The sequence below is a fragment of the Paramesorhizobium endophyticum genome, from assembly GCF_014640615.1.
GTDB classification, from domain to species: Bacteria; Pseudomonadota; Alphaproteobacteria; order Rhizobiales; family Rhizobiaceae; genus Paramesorhizobium; species Paramesorhizobium endophyticum.
Map to the genome: position 1 here is coordinate 59,845 of NZ_BMHH01000003.1, position 15,253 is coordinate 75,097.

Below are 15,253 nucleotides of genomic sequence, written 5' to 3' on the forward strand. Positions count from 1 at the left end.
GAGCACAAACACGGCAATCGGCCAAACGGCCTCCAAGTTTTGGCCGCATGACCACTTGCGAAAAGTCTGCGACTTTTCTGGGTCATGCTTCAGAAAGGACTGATGATGACGGGTATTGAAAAGAAGACTCCGGCGAGTGGCAACGATGGGCTTTATGCCGTTCTGCCGCTGCGCGATATCGTGGTCTTCCCGCATATGATCGTTCCGCTTTTCGTGGGACGGGAAAAATCGATCCGCGCGCTCGAGGAAGTGATGGGCGTGGACAAGCAGATCCTGCTTGCGACGCAGAAGAACGCCGCCGATGACGATCCGGCCTCCGACGCAATCTATGATGTCGGCACCATCGCCAATGTGTTGCAGCTCCTGAAGCTGCCTGATGGCACGGTCAAGGTGCTGGTCGAGGGAACCGCGCGGGCCAAGATAAGCCATTTCACGGATCGTGAGGATTATCACGAAGCCTATGCCGAGGTGCTTGGCGAACCGGAAGAGGATGAAGTCGAGATCGAGGCGCTCTCCCGCTCGGTGGTCGCCGATTTCGAGAATTATGTGAAGCTCAACAAGAAGATCTCCCCGGAGGTCGTGGGCGCTGCAAGCCAGATCGAGGATTATTCCAAGCTGGCCGATACGGTCGCCTCGCATCTGGCGATCAAGATCCCCGAGAAGCAGGAGATGCTGGCGCTTCTTTCCATCCGCGAGCGGCTGGAGAAGGCGCTTTCCTTCATGGAAGCCGAAATCTCCGTGCTGCAGGTGGAAAAGCGCATCCGCAGCCGTGTCAAGCGGCAGATGGAGAAGACGCAGCGCGAATATTATCTCAATGAGCAGATGAAGGCGATCCAGAAGGAGCTTGGCGACGGCGAGGATGGCCGCGACGAGGCTGCCGAGCTGGAAGAACGCATCAACAAGACCAAGCTCACCAAGGAAGCGCGCGAGAAGGCGCAGGCGGAGCTCAAGAAGCTGCGCAGCATGAGCCCGATGTCGGCGGAGGCCACCGTCGTGCGCAATTATCTCGACTGGCTGCTCTCGATCCCCTGGGGCAAGAAGTCGAAGGTCAAGCAGGATCTGAACTTTGCGCAGGAAGTGCTCGATGAGGAGCATTTCGGCCTCGACAAGGTCAAGGAACGCATCGTCGAGTATCTCGCGGTGCAGACACGCTCGGCCAAGATCAAGGGCCCGATCATCTGCCTCGTCGGACCTCCGGGCGTCGGCAAGACCTCGCTCGCCCGCTCCATCGCCAAGGCGACGGGTCGCGAATATGTCCGCATGTCGCTGGGCGGCGTGCGTGACGAGGCGGAAATCCGCGGCCACCGCCGCACCTATATCGGCTCGATGCCCGGCAAGGTCATCCAGTCGATGAAGAAGGCGAAGAAGTCCAATCCGCTGTTCCTTCTCGACGAGATCGACAAGATGGGGCAGGATTTCCGCGGCGATCCGTCATCGGCTCTGCTGGAGGTGCTGGATCCAGAGCAGAACTCGACCTTCATGGACCACTATCTGGAGGTGGAATACGACCTCTCGAACGTGATGTTCGTGACGACGGCGAACAGCCTGAACATCCCCGGCCCGCTGATGGACCGCATGGAGATCATCCGCATCGCCGGCTACACCGAGGACGAGAAGCTGGAGATCAGCAAGCGGCACCTGCTGCCGAAGGCGATCCGCGACCATGCACTGCAACCGAAGGAATTTTCGGTCAGCGACGAGGCGATCCGCTCCATCATCCGCCTTTATACGCGGGAAGCGGGCGTGCGCAGCCTCGAGCGCGAGCTGATGAAGCTGGCGCGCAAGGCGGTCACCGAAATCCTCAAGGCCAAGAAGAAGTCGGTGAATATCACGCAAGAAAATCTCGCCGATTATCTGGGCGTCGAGCGCTTCCGCTATGGCCAGATCGAGGGTGAGGACCAGCTTGGCGTCGTCACCGGACTTGCGTGGACGGAAGTGGGTGGTGAAATCCTGACCATCGAAGGCGTCATGATGCCCGGCAAGGGCCGTATGACGGTGACTGGCAACCTTCGCGACGTGATGAAGGAATCGATCTCGGCGGCGGCATCCTATGTCCGCTCGCGGGCTATCGATTTCGGCATCGAGCCGCCGCTGTTCGACAAGCGCGACATCCACGTCCACGTGCCGGAAGGCGCGACGCCGAAGGACGGCCCCTCGGCGGGCGTGGCGATGGCGACCGCCATCGTCTCCATCCTTACGGGCATTCCCGTGCGCAAGGATGTGGCGATGACCGGTGAAATCACGCTCCGGGGCAGGGTGCTGCCGATCGGCGGACTGAAGGAGAAGCTGCTCGCGGCCCTGCGAGCCGGCATCACCAAGGTTCTGATCCCAGAAGAGAACGCCAAGGATCTCGCGGAGATTCCTGACAATGTGAAGAACAGCCTCGAGATCATTCCGATTTCGCGGGTGGGGGAAGCGCTGCGTCATGCGCTGGTGCGCATGCCGGAGCCGATCGAATGGTCGGAAACGGAAGTGTCCGAAGCGCCGCTTCCCGCGGCCGCGGACGACGATGCAGTGGCCTCGGTCGCGCATTGAGGCAAATTCGAGCGTGAATTTACGGAAATGCCGGGCAAAAAGCCCGGCATTTCTGTGTTTAACCCCGGAATTCCGGGCTTTTTGGGCTTGCATGGCTTGGCGTGGGGGATGATTCGAATAAACTCCCGCCCATGCCGGTCGAGTCGCAAGACCCGGCAAATAAAAGAAAGGAAATGCCCCTATGAACAAGAACGAATTGGTTGCCGCGGTTGCGGAAAAGGCCGGCCTGACGAAGACCGATGCAGCTTCGGCTGTCGATGCCGTCCTGGAGTCGGTTACCGCTGCGCTGAAAGACGGCGGCGATGTGCGTCTTCCGGGCTTCGGCGTTTTCTCCGTTTCGCACCGCGCCGCCTCGACGGGCCGCAACCCCTCGACCGGCAAGGAAGTAGCGATCCCCGCCCGCAACGTGCCGAAGTTCTCGGCCGGCAAGGGCCTCAAGGACGCGGTGAACGGCTGATCCTTCCTGCAGCGCTCGCTTTCAGTGCGAAGCGCTGCTTTCCCCTTGAGGAAGCGAATAGGGAATAGCGAGCGGCAGATGGGATAAAACTATCTGTTAGAGCATATCACCTTTAAATGGAAACAGGTGGTTTATTCTCTTATCGTTGCGGTCACGCCGCCGTCGAGGAATGGATCCCAGTGACAAGCACTGGGATGACGGGTGGAGATGTTTCGTCTACCATAGGACATGCTCTGCCAAGCGGAGAGGTTGGAGATTTGGGCCAACAGCCAAGCAACCCGTCATCCCAGTGCTTGTCACTGGGATCCATTCCTCTCCCTCTCCACGACACAACGATCCCAAAAAGAAATTCAAGCGATTCCATCAAAACATGAACCGCTATAGCGCTATTTGCTTTTTGTTTTCGGCTCTACGCCGCCGCTTCCACGTCATATTCGAAATGTAGGCGGGTATAGGGGAATTCGACCCCATTTTCCGTCCGGTCGATAACGCCTGAATTGATGAGCATCGTCACGTCGCGGTGCACCGCCTGCACATCGCGATTGACCCGCCGCGCCACTTCCCGGATCGAGAGGGGGCCCTGTCCGGCCAGCGCCTTGATGATGGCGAGGCGGGAGGGGGACAGAGTGCGGTACATATCCTCGTAAGAGCGGAAATTGTATGACGGCACGGCTTGGAATGTTTCGTCGCTGGCGAGTACACGCTGTTCCGCCTCAAGAACGCGAGCTATGACATCATCCATGGTAGCAATACGCACAACCAATGTCGTCATCCGAGTATCCTTTCCATATCACTGCGAAAGGTAGAGAGCAGCGCTTTCAGCGACTTGAATTCGAAGGCTTCCTCCCGGTTCGCAATATGCCGATGGTCGCCTTTCCCTCGCTCAATTATCATATCGAAGCACACATTTATCATCCACAACGAGGGCGATTCTGTATTTGTAATGATGTGTGCTGCCGGGTACGGGATGTGGTAAGCGCCAGATGACAATTTCATAAAAGGTCGTTTCATTGACCTTCTCGCGCGTTCGTTCAATCAGTATCGCCCCCATGTTGTTATTTGTAACAACACCCTGACGTTGTGTCAATGAAGGGGAGACGCGGAATATTACCGCCGCGACGACTTCATCGTCCCCACATCCACCGTGATATCGCCCGATATCGTCACATCTGTATTGCCGATGCGAAACGTGTTGGGCTTTGACGAATCCGTCATGCGGTCCGGCTCGGGAGGGGGCGCAGTCACGATCGGCTTCGGCGGCGTAACGCCGGGCAGGGTCTGATTTTCCTGGGCAAGAGACACGCCGGGGGCGGCAATGCCTGCTGCCATCAAAAGGGAAATTGCGTGAGCTGATTTGATCTGCATTGCTGCAGCTTAGGCGCTTTCCGTGGCGTTTTCCAGTATGGCAAGCGCCAGTTTCTAACCAAGCAGTTTTTCCGCACATGCCTTGGCCACGTCATCCTTCTCGGTGCGAATTTTTTCCTGTAGGAAGCGGCGGCCTTCGGCGGATTTGAAACCGGTGGATATAGCCTTGATCCTCGCGTCTGTCCGGGCGAGTTCCTTGTCGAGATTGACGCCCGGCTTGCGTGCCTGCGCATTGGGGAGGAAGAATCTCTCGCATAGCGGTACCGCCTGAGCAAAGGCAGCGTCGAAATTTCCGGTTGGAGCGGGGGCCGAGGCCGGCGAAGGGGGCTGGGTCTGGCAGCCGGCGAGGACGACGGAAAGCAGGCCAATCGCAGCAAGCTTATGCATAGAAACATCTCCCGTAGAAGGATTGACGTCTAACGCATTGACAGCTCACAATTGTACTGGCCCGCCCCGCATGCGGCAAGCTTATTGCGGGCTTCGTCCCTCGATATTGATCACGATCCGTTAATCGGCAATCGCCATGATCAAATCATTGGCCATGTCGAGGGTCAACGCATCGAAATGCGAGATGATCCGGCTTGGCTCGAAGGTTGAAACGGGCAAGTCGGTGTAGCCGAAATCGACCGCGATGACGGGAATGCCGGCCGCTTTGGCGGCGTCGATGTCCGCCCGGCTATCACCCACCATGACGGCGCGAGCCGGGTCGCCGCCGGCGCGCAGGATGGTTTCCACGAGATGGCGGGGATCGGGTTTGCGAAAGGCGAATGTATCCCCGCCGCAGATCGTGGCGAAGCGATCGGTTGCGCCGAGCTCGCCCAGGAGCTTGCGGGCGAGGGCTTCGAACTTGTTGGTGCATACGGCCAGCGTAAAGCCCGATGCGACCAGCCGATCCATCATGGCGGTGGCCCCGGCGAAGAATTGCGACTCGCCGGGCATGTGTCCGCTGTAATGTTCCAGGAACAAAGCGACCAGCCAGTCGAGTTGCTCGGGCGAGAGCTGCTTTTGCTGCGCCTCGAAGGCCCGCTCGATCATCACGCGCGCGCCCTGGCCGACGAAGCGCCGCAAGGCCAGCGGATCGACCCGGTCCAGCCCTGACTGGCTCAGGCAATGGTTGAGGCTGTCGAGGAGATCGGGCGCTGTGTCGACCAGCGTTCCATCGAGGTCGAACACGACAATAGGCTTTGTCATCGCTAAATCCATGTTGGGGATCGAATGTTCGTACCGGATCATTCCCCTCGGCTCAAGGTTTGGCGTGGAAAAAGGGCCGATCAAGCCGCAAAACAAGGCTTTGTGCATTTCAATTCGCGTGATAGATGCAAATCGCAAATCAGCGACTGGCGGGGAAGGGGAGATCAATGGACGCGCGCAAGCTGAAGATCGAGGCGGCTGCCGTTGCGCTCACCTTTGTGCGCGATGGGATGCGGCTCGGCATCGGCACCGGTTCCACGGCAGAGGAATTCGTGCGGCTCCTGGCCGACAAGGTCGCCGGAGGATTGAACGTCATCGGCGTCCCCACCTCCGAACGCACCGCCAAGCTCTGCCGCGAACTCGGCGTGCCGCTGACGACGCTGGACGAGACGCCGGAACTTGACCTTACCATCGACGGCGCGGACGAGGTGGATGGCTCGCTTGCCCTGATCAAGGGCGGGGGCGGTGCGCTGCTGCGAGAGAAAATAGTCGCCGCCGCGGCTGAAAAGATGATCGTGATCGCCGACGAAACCAAAGTGGTGGAGACGCTCGGACGGTTCCCGCTCCCCATCGAGGTCAATCCCTTCGGTCTTGAGGCTACGAAAATTGCCATTATCCGCGCTGCCGCCGAACTCGGCCTTGCCGGATCGGTGGCGTTGCGGTTAAAGGATAGGGAGCCCTTCGTTACCGATGGGGGACACTATATCCTGGATGCATCTTTTGGCCGCATTCCCGATTCAAACGCTTTGTCCTGTGCTTTGTTTGCCGTTCCGGGCGTGGTGGAGCATGGGCTTTTCCTGGGGCTGGCGAGCGCCGCGATCATCGCCGGCGCTGACGGCATCCGCACAATGACTGTAGTTTAAGCGCATGGCCTTGTCCGAAAAGTCTGCAACTTTTCGGGGCTATGCTGGAGTTTTTGAGACGCATAGCCTTGTCCGAAAAGTCTACAACTTTTCGGGGCTGTGCTGGAGAGACAACGGAGTAATGACCATATGACCCAGGCAACTGGTTTTCGCCGTTTGGTTGCGCCGCTCGCGGCATTTGCGATGATCGCGGGCGTCAACGCGGCTTCCGCGCAGGAAATCTCGGAATCCCATCTTGCTGCGGCGCGCCAGGCGATTGCCGCCATCGACGCGACCGAGCAGTTCGATGGTATCCTGCCGCGCGCCGCGCAGGCTCTGAAGGCGGAACTCATCCAGAAGGATCCGAACCTGGAAGAAATCATCACCAAGACCGTCGACGAAAAGGCGCTGGCGCTTGCCGCGCGCCGGGCGGATCTGGAAACGGAAGCCGCTCGGGCCTATGCCAAATCTTTCTCCGAGGAAGATTTGAAGGCTATCTCCGCCTTCTATGAATCGCAGGCGGGCAAGAAGCTGATCGCCGAAGGGCCGATCGTCACGCGCGAAGTGCTTCGGGCGGCCAATATCTGGCAGAACGGCATCGCGCGCGATCTCGCCCAGTCGGTTGGCGAGGCGCTCTCCAAGGAGGAAGGCGCACAGCCGCAGCCGCAGCAATAGGCCGCGTTCTCACGCGACATTGAAAGCCCGGTCCCAGGCCGGGCTTTTTTATTTGGTTTCAAACCTATATGTCTGCTCCCGAATCCAGTTCACGAGTCTCGCGGAGTTTTCATGGCAGCTTACGATTATGATCTCTTTGTCATCGGCGGCGGGTCCGGTGGGGTGCGCGCCGGGCGACTGGCGGGCGCCATGGGAAAGCGCGTGGGGCTCGCGGAGGAATACCGCATGGGCGGCACCTGCGTTATCAGAGGCTGCGTGCCCAAGAAGCTGTTCGTCTACGCATCCCAATTCAGCGAGGATTTCGAGGATGCCGCCGGCTATGGCTGGCGTGTGGGTGAGTCGTCCTTCGACTGGCCAACGCTGATCGCCAACAAGGATAAGGAAATCGCCCGGCTGGAGGGGATTTACCGTGCTGGCCTGATGAATTCGAAGGTCGAGATATTCGACAGCCGCGCGATCCTGGTGGATGAGCACACGGTCGAGATCGTCTCTTCCCGCAAGAGGGTGACGGCGGAGCAGATTCTCATCGCCACCGGCGCGCGGCCCAACCCGCATGCCGCGCTGCCGGGGCACGAGCTTTGCATCAACTCCAACGAGGCGTTCCATCTGGACGAACTGCCGAGGTCGATAGTCATCGCCGGCGGCGGCTATATCGCGGTCGAGTTCGCCAATATCTTTCATGGGCTTGGCGTCGAGACGACGCTTGTCTACCGGGGCCGCGAGCTCCTGCAGCGCTTCGATGGCGATCTGCGCCGTCTGCTGCATGAGGCGATGGAGGCGAAGGGTATCCGCATTCTCTGCGGCGAGGTGTTCGAGCGTGTATCGCGGCGCACCGATGGGCGGCTGGACGTGATTCTCTCGGGCGGTGAAATCCTGCTCGCCGACCAGGTGATGCTGGCGCTCGGCCGCATTCCAAACACGGAAGGGCTGGGGCTGGAAGCGGCGGGGGTCGAGACGGATGTCGTCGGCGCTGTGCGGGTCGATGATTATTCGCGTACCAATGTTCCCCATATCTGGGCGGTGGGCGACGTGACCAACCGGGTGCAACTGACGCCGGTGGCGATCCACGAGGCGATGTGCTTCCTCGAAACCGCTTTCAAGGACAATCCGACCAAGCCCGACCATGAGCTCATCGCCACGGCAGTCTTCTCGCAGCCGGAGATCGGGACGGTCGGCCTGTCGGAAGAGGAGGCGGCGGAGAAATATGCGCAGGTGGAAATCTACCGCGCGCATTTCCGTCCGATGAAGAACACGCTCTCAGGGCGGCAGGAAAAGATGCTGACGAAGCTGGTGGTGGATGGCCTCAGCCGCAAGGTGCTGGGCGCGCATATCCTTGGCCCCGATGCCGGCGAAATGGCGCAGCTCATCGCCATCGCGCTGAAATCGGGTGCTACGAAGGACGATTTCGACCGCACCATGGCGGTGCATCCGACGGCGGCAGAAGAGTTCGTCACGATGTACCAGCCGACTTACCGGATCGTGAACGGCAAACGGGCTTAAGGAAGGTAATCAATCCCGTTGTATAAAGGGGGCAGCCAGTCGAGAGGCTAGTCGGCTATATTCAATCATTGATAGATTATTATTTTTTTGCAATCGACGATTGCCGTGAGGCTTGATAGGATGCTCATGCCGCCAATGTGGGCGGCTATCAGGATAGCGCTTTTCGTTGAGGAATTTGGAAATGGCAAAATATGTTTATGTATTGGAGAATAGCGGAACCATCTATCGCTACTCCATACAATCGGATGGCACGTTGTCTTCGCTGGGCAATTCGGTCCAATGCGCGCGTGCAGCATACATGGCCTACACCAATGCATCGCAGTTCCCAGGAGGGGATGACTTTTTATTTCTTGTTGGTTCAGGTGGGACAGTGGGGGAGGCGACAGAGATAAGCGTTTATCATGTCGATGCCAATGGCAATCTGACGATGAAAGTTGACCACTATTCCAATGGAGCCTCGGCTGGGTCGGCGGCAGATGTGGCTGCCCTTTGGTGGGGCGGATCGAGTGATTATTTCATATACGTCACCAATGCCGGCTTTACCGAATCCGATATAAGTGCATACGGTTTCTCCCCGTCAGCTTCGCCGAATGCCATAACGGATCTCGGCGATCCGGCCTCGAATTTTTCTACCACGAACAATCTTTATGCGCTTGAAGTGGTTGCGGCACCTGGAGCCGGAGTGCCGCCGTCAAGCCCTGTACCTTACATCTACGCGCTTTATGGAACTCCAGGTCCGACGGAGATTGTGTCATTTGGCACGAGCGCCTCTGGCGGCATTAATTTTATAAGCGCCGTATTGTCGAACAGCGACAAACCGATCGTCTTGGCGGGCACCCCGAATGGCGATTTCGCCTATGTCTGCGACACTGCGATTACCGGAGTCCAAGCAAATGCGGGTCAACTCACCTCGTTGGGGACCGTTGGGCAATTAGCGGAATCCGGAACCGCTGAAGTGGTGAGCCCCGATGGAAAATATCTGTTCGTTTCTGTGTATGGGGTACCGTTCTCGATCATGTCCTACAAGATCGGCTCCGATGGCTCTCTGACACCGGCGCCAGCTGGTTCTGTACCTTCTGGGGGACAGGTCTTCGCGCTCGCCGTCGAACCGGGCGGCCAGTATCTTTATGCTCCATCGAGCGACGGTTTCATTTATATATATGAAATCAATCAGACCAACGGCAACCTTACGCCGAAGACGCCTGTCCAGAGGAGCAGTGGCGGGCAGGTCTTCAGCATGGCAATCCTGGAGGTGTAGCCTGGAGCGATTCCGCTGGCTGTAAACCGCCATCCGGCCTAGAATATCCGTTAATTTTCCTTTATATGAACGCAGCCTCCGTACCCGGCGGTACGGAGGCGTGAATCCATTCCATAAACAGGTGCTATAATGACGAAGAACTGGACACCGCAATCCTGGAGGACCAAGCCGATCAAGCAGGTGCCGTCCTATCCGGACGCGCAGGCGCTGGCCGATGTGGAGTCTCGTCTTCGTTCTTATCCGCCGCTCGTTTTTGCAGGCGAGGCGCGCAAGCTTACCCGTCAATTGGGTGAAGTCGCCGAAGGCCGTGCATTCCTGCTGCAGGGCGGGGATTGCGCCGAGAGCTTTGCCGAGCATGGCGCGGACAATATCCGCGACTTCTTCCGCGTGTTCCTGCAGATGGCTGTGGTGCTGACCTTCGGCGCGTCGCAGCCGGTGGTCAAGGTCGGGCGCATTGCCGGGCAGTTCGCCAAGCCGCGCTCGTCGGATGTCGAGGTGAAGGACGGCGTCGAACTGCCGGCCTATCGCGGCGACATCGTCAACGGCATCGATTTCGATCCGGCCTCGCGTATTCCCGATCCAAACCGTCAGGACATGGCCTATCGCCAGTCGGCGGCGACGCTCAACCTCTTGCGCGCTTTTGCGCAGGGCGGCTATGCCAATCTCGAAAACGTGCATCAGTGGATGCTCGGCTTCGTCGGGAACAGCCCGCAGGGCGAGCGTTACGAGGCGCTGGCCAAGCGCATTTCCGAGACGATGGATTTCATGCGCTCCATCGGCATCACGTCGGAAAGCAATGCTGCCTTGCGCGAGACGGATTTCTACACCAGCCATGAGGCGCTGCTGCTCGGTTATGAAGAGGCGTTGACGCGCGTCGATTCCACCTCCGGCGATTGGTACGGCACGTCCGGCCACATGATCTGGATCGGCGACCGCACCCGTCAGGCGGATCATGCGCATGTTGAGTATTGCCGCGGCATCAAGAACCCGCTCGGCCTGAAATGCGGCCCGTCTCTGGACCCGGATGATCTCATCAGGTTGATCGACACGCTCAATCCCGAGAACCAGGCGGGACGGCTGACGCTGATCGCGCGCTTCGGCTATGACAAGGTCGGAGACCATCTGCCGAAGCTCATCCGCGCCGTCCAGAGGGAAGGGCGCAAGGTGGTGTGGTCGTGCGATCCGATGCATGGCAATACGATCACCGCCAATGGCTACAAGACCCGGCCCTTCGACCGGATTCTCAAGGAGGTGGAGACCTTCTTCGCCGTCCATCGCGGCGAGGGAAGCTACCCCGGCGGCATCCACATCGAGATGACGGGCAAGAATGTCACCGAATGCACCGGCGGCGCACGGGCGATCTCGGCGGAGGATCTCTCCGACCGCTACCACACGCATTGCGACCCGCGCCTCAATGCCGACCAGGCGCTGGAACTGGCGTTCCTCGTGGCGGAGCTGCTCAAGAAAGAGCGCGACACGCAGCCGCAGAAGCTGGTCGTAAACGGCTGAGATTTCTTCGGATTTCGTCGATCTGCAGGGCAGGGCGGGAGTTAGGCTTCCGCCCTGTTGCATTAATTGGGGAGGAAGGAAATGCCGGCAAGCGAACGCCAGACGGGATCGTGCCTTTGCGGAGCGGTGCGTTTCGAAACGAACGGCCCGCTGCGCGGCATCCTCTATTGCCACTGCACGCAATGCCGCAAACAGTCGGGGCATTATTTCGCCGCCACCAATGTGGCCGATGATGACATGCGCATAGACGGCGCGGAGAATATCAACTGGTATCAATCGAGCGAGAAAGCGCGACGGGGCTTCTGCCGGGTTTGCGGATCGGTGCTGTTCTGGAAACATGACGAGCTTGATAATGTTTCCGTCATGGCGGGCGCGTTCGACAAGCCGAGCGGCCTTCATGGCGAAATGCACATCTTCACCGCCGACAAGGGCGACTACTACAGCATCGATGACGGTCTGCCGCAGCGGGAGCGACGATAGCGGAAATTATCCGGAGTTCAGGAATTGACATGATGCCTACTAGTAGGTAGGTTTGGGCCATGAGCAATTTATCCACCACCGCCGACGACATCCTGGCTTGCGCGCGTTCGCTGATTGTTGCGGGCGGCTATAATGGTTTCAGCTATGCCGACATTGCTGACGTCGTCGGGATCCGCAAGGCGAGTATCCACCATCATTTCCCCACCAAGGCTGATCTGGTGCGAACGCTGGTGGCGCGCTACCGCGAAGAAGCGAAGGCGGGGTTGGCTCAACTGGAGCTCCACGTATCCGATCCGCTCGCGCAGCTTCGGTCCTACATCGGATATTGGCAGGCGTGTATCGCGGATGCCAGCGCCCCGCTTTGCGTCTGTGCGCTGTTGGCAAGCCAGCTTCCTGTTCTGCCCGAAGAAATCGGCGTCGAGGTTCGTGCGCATTTCCACACCCTCTCGGACTGGCTGACATCCATCATGGAGCGCGGGGCGCAGCAAGGGGAGCTACAGCTATCATCTCCCCCTCGTGCGGAAGCCGAAGCGTTCATGGCAACGGTTCATGGGGCGATGCTTTCGGCGCGGGCCTATGGCGATCCGAAGATATTCAGCGTCGTGACGGACGCCATGCTGGCGCGCCTCGCTCCGCACTGATCCGTGCGGGTTGGAATGGGCGTTGTTTGCCTTTCTAGGCTATCTACTAGTTGGAAGAATAATAAAGGAAATCAGGGATGTTTGGAATTTCACCGATTGGCTGGGTGCATACGCTCGGCAGCCTGCCTGCCATTCCGCTGGGCATCTATATGTTCGCCCGCCATGGACGGATCGTGCCCCGGTCAATACCCGGAGCGGCTTACTTTGTCTCGATGCTGGTTGGGGCGGCAACAGTGTTCCTCGTCGCGCATCAGCCGGTGAGCTATGGCATCGGCGCGGTAACGATCCTGCTGCTGCTCGCGGGATATGGGGTTGGCAATATCTCCATCCTCGGCCGGGCGGGCAGATATCTGGAAACAATCTTTCTCAGCGTCACGGCCTTTCTGCTGATGGTGCCGACCGTTAGCGAAACCCTGCGCCGGGTTCCTGATGGCCACCCCTTCGTGACCGACTTGCGTTCGCCGGTTCTCTTGGGCGCGCAAGCGAGTCTCCTCATTATTCTTATCGTTGGCCTCACCGCGCAAATCATCAATTTGCGCAGGGAAGGAAGCAAGGCTTTTGCCTGAAACGCTCCGTCATTATATCGCGCCAAGAATCGCTTAGCTTGTCCCCCGACATTGCCGGGGGATAGACATGCATCGCATCTGGCTTGCATTCATCAATTCGATGCGGGCGCTCAGATATCTGGCGCGCCATGAAAAGGCGGTGCAGCAGGAGCTGGCACTGTTGGCCATATCGATTCCGGTCGCGTTCTATATCGCGCCCGATGCGCTGATGTTCATGCTCATGGTCGGCGCGATCCTGTTCCTGCTCATGATCGAGGTGTTGAATACGGGCATCGAGGCGGCGTGCAACGCGCTTTCACGCGAATTCCATCGGGATATCCAGATCGCCAAGGATTGCGGTTCGCTGGCGGTGTTGATTTCCATCATTCTGGCGGCGGGGGTGTGGGGCTACGCGCTTTTCACGGCTATATATCTCTAGAGCATGCCACATGATCTTACCTGGAAGTCTGCAACTTTTCGGGATCATGCTCAAAGCTCAAGATTGCGACTCTCCAACCCGCACGGTAAAGCTTGCCCATGACCCAGAAGACATCCGCACCCGATATCCTGCGCATCGCCGTGGCCCAGTTCAATCCCGTGCTCGGCGACATAAATGGCAATCTCGACAAGGCGCGGGAGATACGCGCCGATGCGGCGCGGCAAAAGGCGGATATCGTGCTCTTCACCGAGCTTTTCATCTCCGGCTATCCGCCTGAGGATCTGGTGCTGCGTTCGGCTTTCACTGCTGCCTGCGAGAGGGCGGTGCGAGAGTTCGCAGCTGACACGGCGGATGGCGGACCGGGCGTCATTATCGGAACGCCCTTGCGGCGGGAGAGCGGCCTCCACAATTCGGTGATGGTGCTCGATGGCGGCGAGGTGATCGCCGAGCGTTTCAAGGTTGACCTGCCTAATTACGGCGAGTTCGACGAGAAGCGTGTGTTCCAGTCCGGGGCCTTGCCGGGGCCGGTCAATTTCCGCGGCGTGCGGCTTGGTATTCCCATCTGCGAGGATATCTGGGGCGATCTCGGCGTTTGCGAGACGCTGAGCGAAAGCGGGGCGGAAATCCTGCTCGTGCCCAATGGCTCGCCCTATTATCGCGGCAAGGTGGATGTGCGCCATCAGGTGGCGATAAGGCAGGTGATCGAAACCGGGTTGCCGCTCGTCTTCGCCAATCAGGTGGGCGGGCAGGACGAGCTGGTCTTCGACGGCGCTTCCTTCGGCATCAATGCCGACAAGTCGCTCGCCTTTCAGATGTCGGAGTTCGAGGCGCAACTGGCTGTCACCACCTGGAAGCGAGACCGCGATGCCGCAGGCACGCAAAACGAACAGAAGTACGGCGGCTGGGTTTGCGTCGACGGGCCGATGTCGAAGATCCCCGAAAAGGAGGAAGCCGACTATCTCGCCTGCATGCTGGGCCTGCGCGACTATGTGAACAAGAACGGCTTCAAGAATGTCGTGCTCGGCCTTTCGGGCGGTATCGACTCGGCGATATGCGCCGCGCTTGCCGTCGATGCGCTGGGCGAGGAGCGGGTCCATGCGGTGATGCTGCCCTACCGCTATACGTCGAAGGAATCGCTTAAGGACGCGGAAGATTGCGCCCGCGCGCTCGGCACCCGCTACGATACCGTGCCGATCCATGCCCCGGTGGAGGGCTTCATGCAGGCGCTGGAGCCTTTGTTCGAGGGCACAAAAGAGGATACGACCGAGGAGAATCTCCAGAGCCGCGCGCGCGGCACCATCCTCATGGCGATCTCCAACAAGTTCGGCTCGATGGTGGTGACGACGGGCAACAAATCCGAGATGTCGGTGGGCTACGCCACGCTTTATGGCGACATGAATGGCGGCTTCAACCCGATCAAGGATCTCTACAAGATGCAGGTCTATGCGCTTGCCAACTGGCGCAACCACCATGTGCCACCAACGGCGCTCGGGCCTTCCGGCGTTGTTATTCCGCAGAATATCATCGACAAGGCGCCATCGGCGGAATTGCGCGAGAACCAGACGGACCAGGATTCGCTGCCGCCCTATCCCGTGCTCGACGACATTCTGGAATGCCTTGTGGAGAACGAGATGGGCGTGGCGGAAATTGCTGCCCGGGGCTATGATCCCGATCTGGTGCGCCGCATCGAACATCTACTCTTCCTTGCCGAATACAAGCGGCGGCAATCGGCGCCGGGCGTGAAGATCACGAAGAAGAATTTCGGCCGTGACCGGCGTTATCCGATAACCAACCGGTTCCGGGACCGTGCATAATT

At 59.1% G+C, this 15,253-nt stretch carries 16 protein-coding genes and 1 pseudogene; 12 read left to right on the forward strand and 5 right to left on the reverse strand.

Features of this window, described 5'->3' with window-relative positions:
- Positions 1-105: 105 nt before the first annotated feature.
- Positions 106-2,535: an endopeptidase La gene (lon, locus tag IEX53_RS04670; RefSeq protein WP_188822432.1), complete on the forward strand. Its 2,430-nt coding sequence runs from the start codon at positions 106-108 to the stop codon at positions 2,533-2,535.
- Positions 2,536-2,716: 181 nt separating this feature from the next.
- Positions 2,717-2,992 (forward strand): HU family DNA-binding protein, encoded by a 276-nt coding sequence (locus tag IEX53_RS04675; RefSeq protein WP_188821960.1) that lies wholly within the window; start codon positions 2,717-2,719, stop codon positions 2,990-2,992.
- 409 nt (positions 2,993-3,401) lie between these two features.
- Here the strand turns inward: IEX53_RS04675 and IEX53_RS04680 are convergent, their stop codons facing one another.
- The 5 genes and pseudogenes from IEX53_RS04680 to IEX53_RS04695 all read right to left on the reverse strand — a co-directional run bounded on the left by IEX53_RS04680 (position 3,402) and on the right by IEX53_RS04695 (position 5,560).
- Entirely contained in the window at positions 3,402-3,764 is a 363-nt protein-coding gene (locus tag IEX53_RS04680; RefSeq protein WP_188821962.1) for an HVO_A0114 family putative DNA-binding protein, read from the reverse strand.
- A pseudogene (locus tag IEX53_RS23785) lies at positions 3,761-4,043 on the reverse strand (toxin-antitoxin system TumE family protein). The gene IEX53_RS04680 and the pseudogene IEX53_RS23785 overlap by 4 nt, the downstream one beginning before the upstream one ends.
- Positions 4,044-4,099: 56 nt before the next feature.
- Positions 4,100-4,357, reverse strand: coding sequence for a hypothetical protein (locus IEX53_RS04685; protein WP_236016040.1), 258 nt, complete (start codon positions 4,355-4,357; stop codon positions 4,100-4,102).
- A gap of 54 nt (positions 4,358-4,411) precedes the next feature.
- Complete coding sequence (locus IEX53_RS04690; RefSeq protein ID WP_188821964.1) at positions 4,412-4,744, reverse strand: hypothetical protein; 333 nt, start codon at positions 4,742-4,744, stop codon at positions 4,412-4,414.
- A 120-nt stretch (positions 4,745-4,864) separates the two neighbouring features.
- Entirely contained in the window at positions 4,865-5,560 is a 696-nt protein-coding gene (locus IEX53_RS04695; RefSeq protein ID WP_373288582.1) for an HAD family hydrolase, read from the reverse strand.
- A gap of 155 nt (positions 5,561-5,715) precedes the next feature.
- On the opposite strand from IEX53_RS04695, the gene rpiA reads away from it, so the two are divergent.
- The 10 genes from rpiA (at position 5,716) to IEX53_RS04745 (ending at position 15,251) form a co-directional block, all read left to right on the forward strand.
- Entirely contained in the window at positions 5,716-6,411 is a 696-nt protein-coding gene (gene rpiA, locus IEX53_RS04700) for a ribose-5-phosphate isomerase RpiA (protein ID WP_188821968.1), read from the forward strand.
- A gap of 129 nt (positions 6,412-6,540) precedes the next feature.
- On the forward strand, positions 6,541-7,065 hold the full coding sequence (locus IEX53_RS04705) for a DUF2059 domain-containing protein (protein ID WP_188821970.1): 525 nt from the start codon (positions 6,541-6,543) through the stop codon (positions 7,063-7,065).
- 111 nt (positions 7,066-7,176) lie between these two features.
- Positions 7,177-8,565 (forward strand): glutathione-disulfide reductase, encoded by a 1,389-nt coding sequence (gene gor / locus IEX53_RS04710; protein ID WP_188821972.1) that lies wholly within the window; start codon positions 7,177-7,179, stop codon positions 8,563-8,565.
- 181 nt (positions 8,566-8,746) lie between these two features.
- A complete protein-coding gene (locus tag IEX53_RS04715; protein WP_188821973.1) occupies positions 8,747-9,823 on the forward strand; it encodes a beta-propeller fold lactonase family protein in 1,077 nt (358 codons plus the stop codon).
- 129 nt (positions 9,824-9,952) lie between these two features.
- Positions 9,953-11,332: a class II 3-deoxy-7-phosphoheptulonate synthase gene (locus tag IEX53_RS04720; protein WP_188821975.1), complete on the forward strand. Its 1,380-nt coding sequence runs from the start codon at positions 9,953-9,955 to the stop codon at positions 11,330-11,332.
- 81 nt (positions 11,333-11,413) lie between these two features.
- Positions 11,414-11,812 carry a GFA family protein gene (locus IEX53_RS04725; protein ID WP_188821977.1) on the forward strand — a complete coding sequence of 133 codons (399 nt, stop codon included), beginning with the start codon at positions 11,414-11,416 and terminating at the stop codon, positions 11,810-11,812.
- A gap of 59 nt (positions 11,813-11,871) precedes the next feature.
- Entirely contained in the window at positions 11,872-12,453 is a 582-nt protein-coding gene (locus IEX53_RS04730; RefSeq protein ID WP_188821979.1) for a TetR/AcrR family transcriptional regulator, read from the forward strand.
- A 77-nt stretch (positions 12,454-12,530) separates the two neighbouring features.
- The gene (locus tag IEX53_RS04735) at positions 12,531-13,019 is read left to right on the forward strand and encodes a hypothetical protein (RefSeq protein WP_188821981.1); all 489 of its coding nucleotides are present in this window, start codon (positions 12,531-12,533) and stop codon (positions 13,017-13,019) included.
- 67 nt (positions 13,020-13,086) lie between these two features.
- Positions 13,087-13,437, forward strand: a complete 351-nt coding sequence (locus tag IEX53_RS04740; protein ID WP_188821983.1) for a diacylglycerol kinase — start codon at positions 13,087-13,089, stop codon at positions 13,435-13,437.
- A 98-nt stretch (positions 13,438-13,535) separates the two neighbouring features.
- Positions 13,536-15,251 (forward strand): NAD+ synthase, encoded by a 1,716-nt coding sequence (locus tag IEX53_RS04745; RefSeq protein WP_188821985.1) that lies wholly within the window; start codon positions 13,536-13,538, stop codon positions 15,249-15,251.
- Positions 15,252-15,253: the final 2 nt, after the last annotated feature.

Bases quoted from the DNA above. Each gene is read 5' to 3' on its own strand.
- lon (WP_188822432.1), top strand. From the start codon at position 106: ATGACGGGTATTGAAAAGAAGACTCCGGCGAGTGGCAACGATGGGCTT.
- IEX53_RS04675 (WP_188821960.1), top strand. From the start codon at position 2,717: ATGAACAAGAACGAATTGGTTGCCGCGGTTGCGGAAAAGGCCGGCCTG.
- IEX53_RS04680 (WP_188821962.1), bottom strand. From the start codon at position 3,764: ATGACGACATTGGTTGTGCGTATTGCTACCATGGATGATGTCATAGCT.
- IEX53_RS04685 (WP_236016040.1), bottom strand. From the start codon at position 4,357: ATGCAGATCAAATCAGCTCACGCAATTTCCCTTTTGATGGCAGCAGGC.
- IEX53_RS04690 (WP_188821964.1), bottom strand. From the start codon at position 4,744: ATGCATAAGCTTGCTGCGATTGGCCTGCTTTCCGTCGTCCTCGCCGGC.
- IEX53_RS04695 (WP_373288582.1), bottom strand. From the start codon at position 5,560: ATGGATTTAGCGATGACAAAGCCTATTGTCGTGTTCGACCTCGATGGA.
- rpiA (WP_188821968.1), top strand. From the start codon at position 5,716: ATGGACGCGCGCAAGCTGAAGATCGAGGCGGCTGCCGTTGCGCTCACC.
- IEX53_RS04705 (WP_188821970.1), top strand. From the start codon at position 6,541: ATGACCCAGGCAACTGGTTTTCGCCGTTTGGTTGCGCCGCTCGCGGCA.
- gor (WP_188821972.1), top strand. From the start codon at position 7,177: ATGGCAGCTTACGATTATGATCTCTTTGTCATCGGCGGCGGGTCCGGT.
- IEX53_RS04715 (WP_188821973.1), top strand. From the start codon at position 8,747: ATGGCAAAATATGTTTATGTATTGGAGAATAGCGGAACCATCTATCGC.
- IEX53_RS04720 (WP_188821975.1), top strand. From the start codon at position 9,953: ATGACGAAGAACTGGACACCGCAATCCTGGAGGACCAAGCCGATCAAG.
- IEX53_RS04725 (WP_188821977.1), top strand. From the start codon at position 11,414: ATGCCGGCAAGCGAACGCCAGACGGGATCGTGCCTTTGCGGAGCGGTG.
- IEX53_RS04730 (WP_188821979.1), top strand. From the start codon at position 11,872: ATGAGCAATTTATCCACCACCGCCGACGACATCCTGGCTTGCGCGCGT.
- IEX53_RS04735 (WP_188821981.1), top strand. From the start codon at position 12,531: ATGTTTGGAATTTCACCGATTGGCTGGGTGCATACGCTCGGCAGCCTG.
- IEX53_RS04740 (WP_188821983.1), top strand. From the start codon at position 13,087: ATGCATCGCATCTGGCTTGCATTCATCAATTCGATGCGGGCGCTCAGA.
- IEX53_RS04745 (WP_188821985.1), top strand. From the start codon at position 13,536: ATGACCCAGAAGACATCCGCACCCGATATCCTGCGCATCGCCGTGGCC.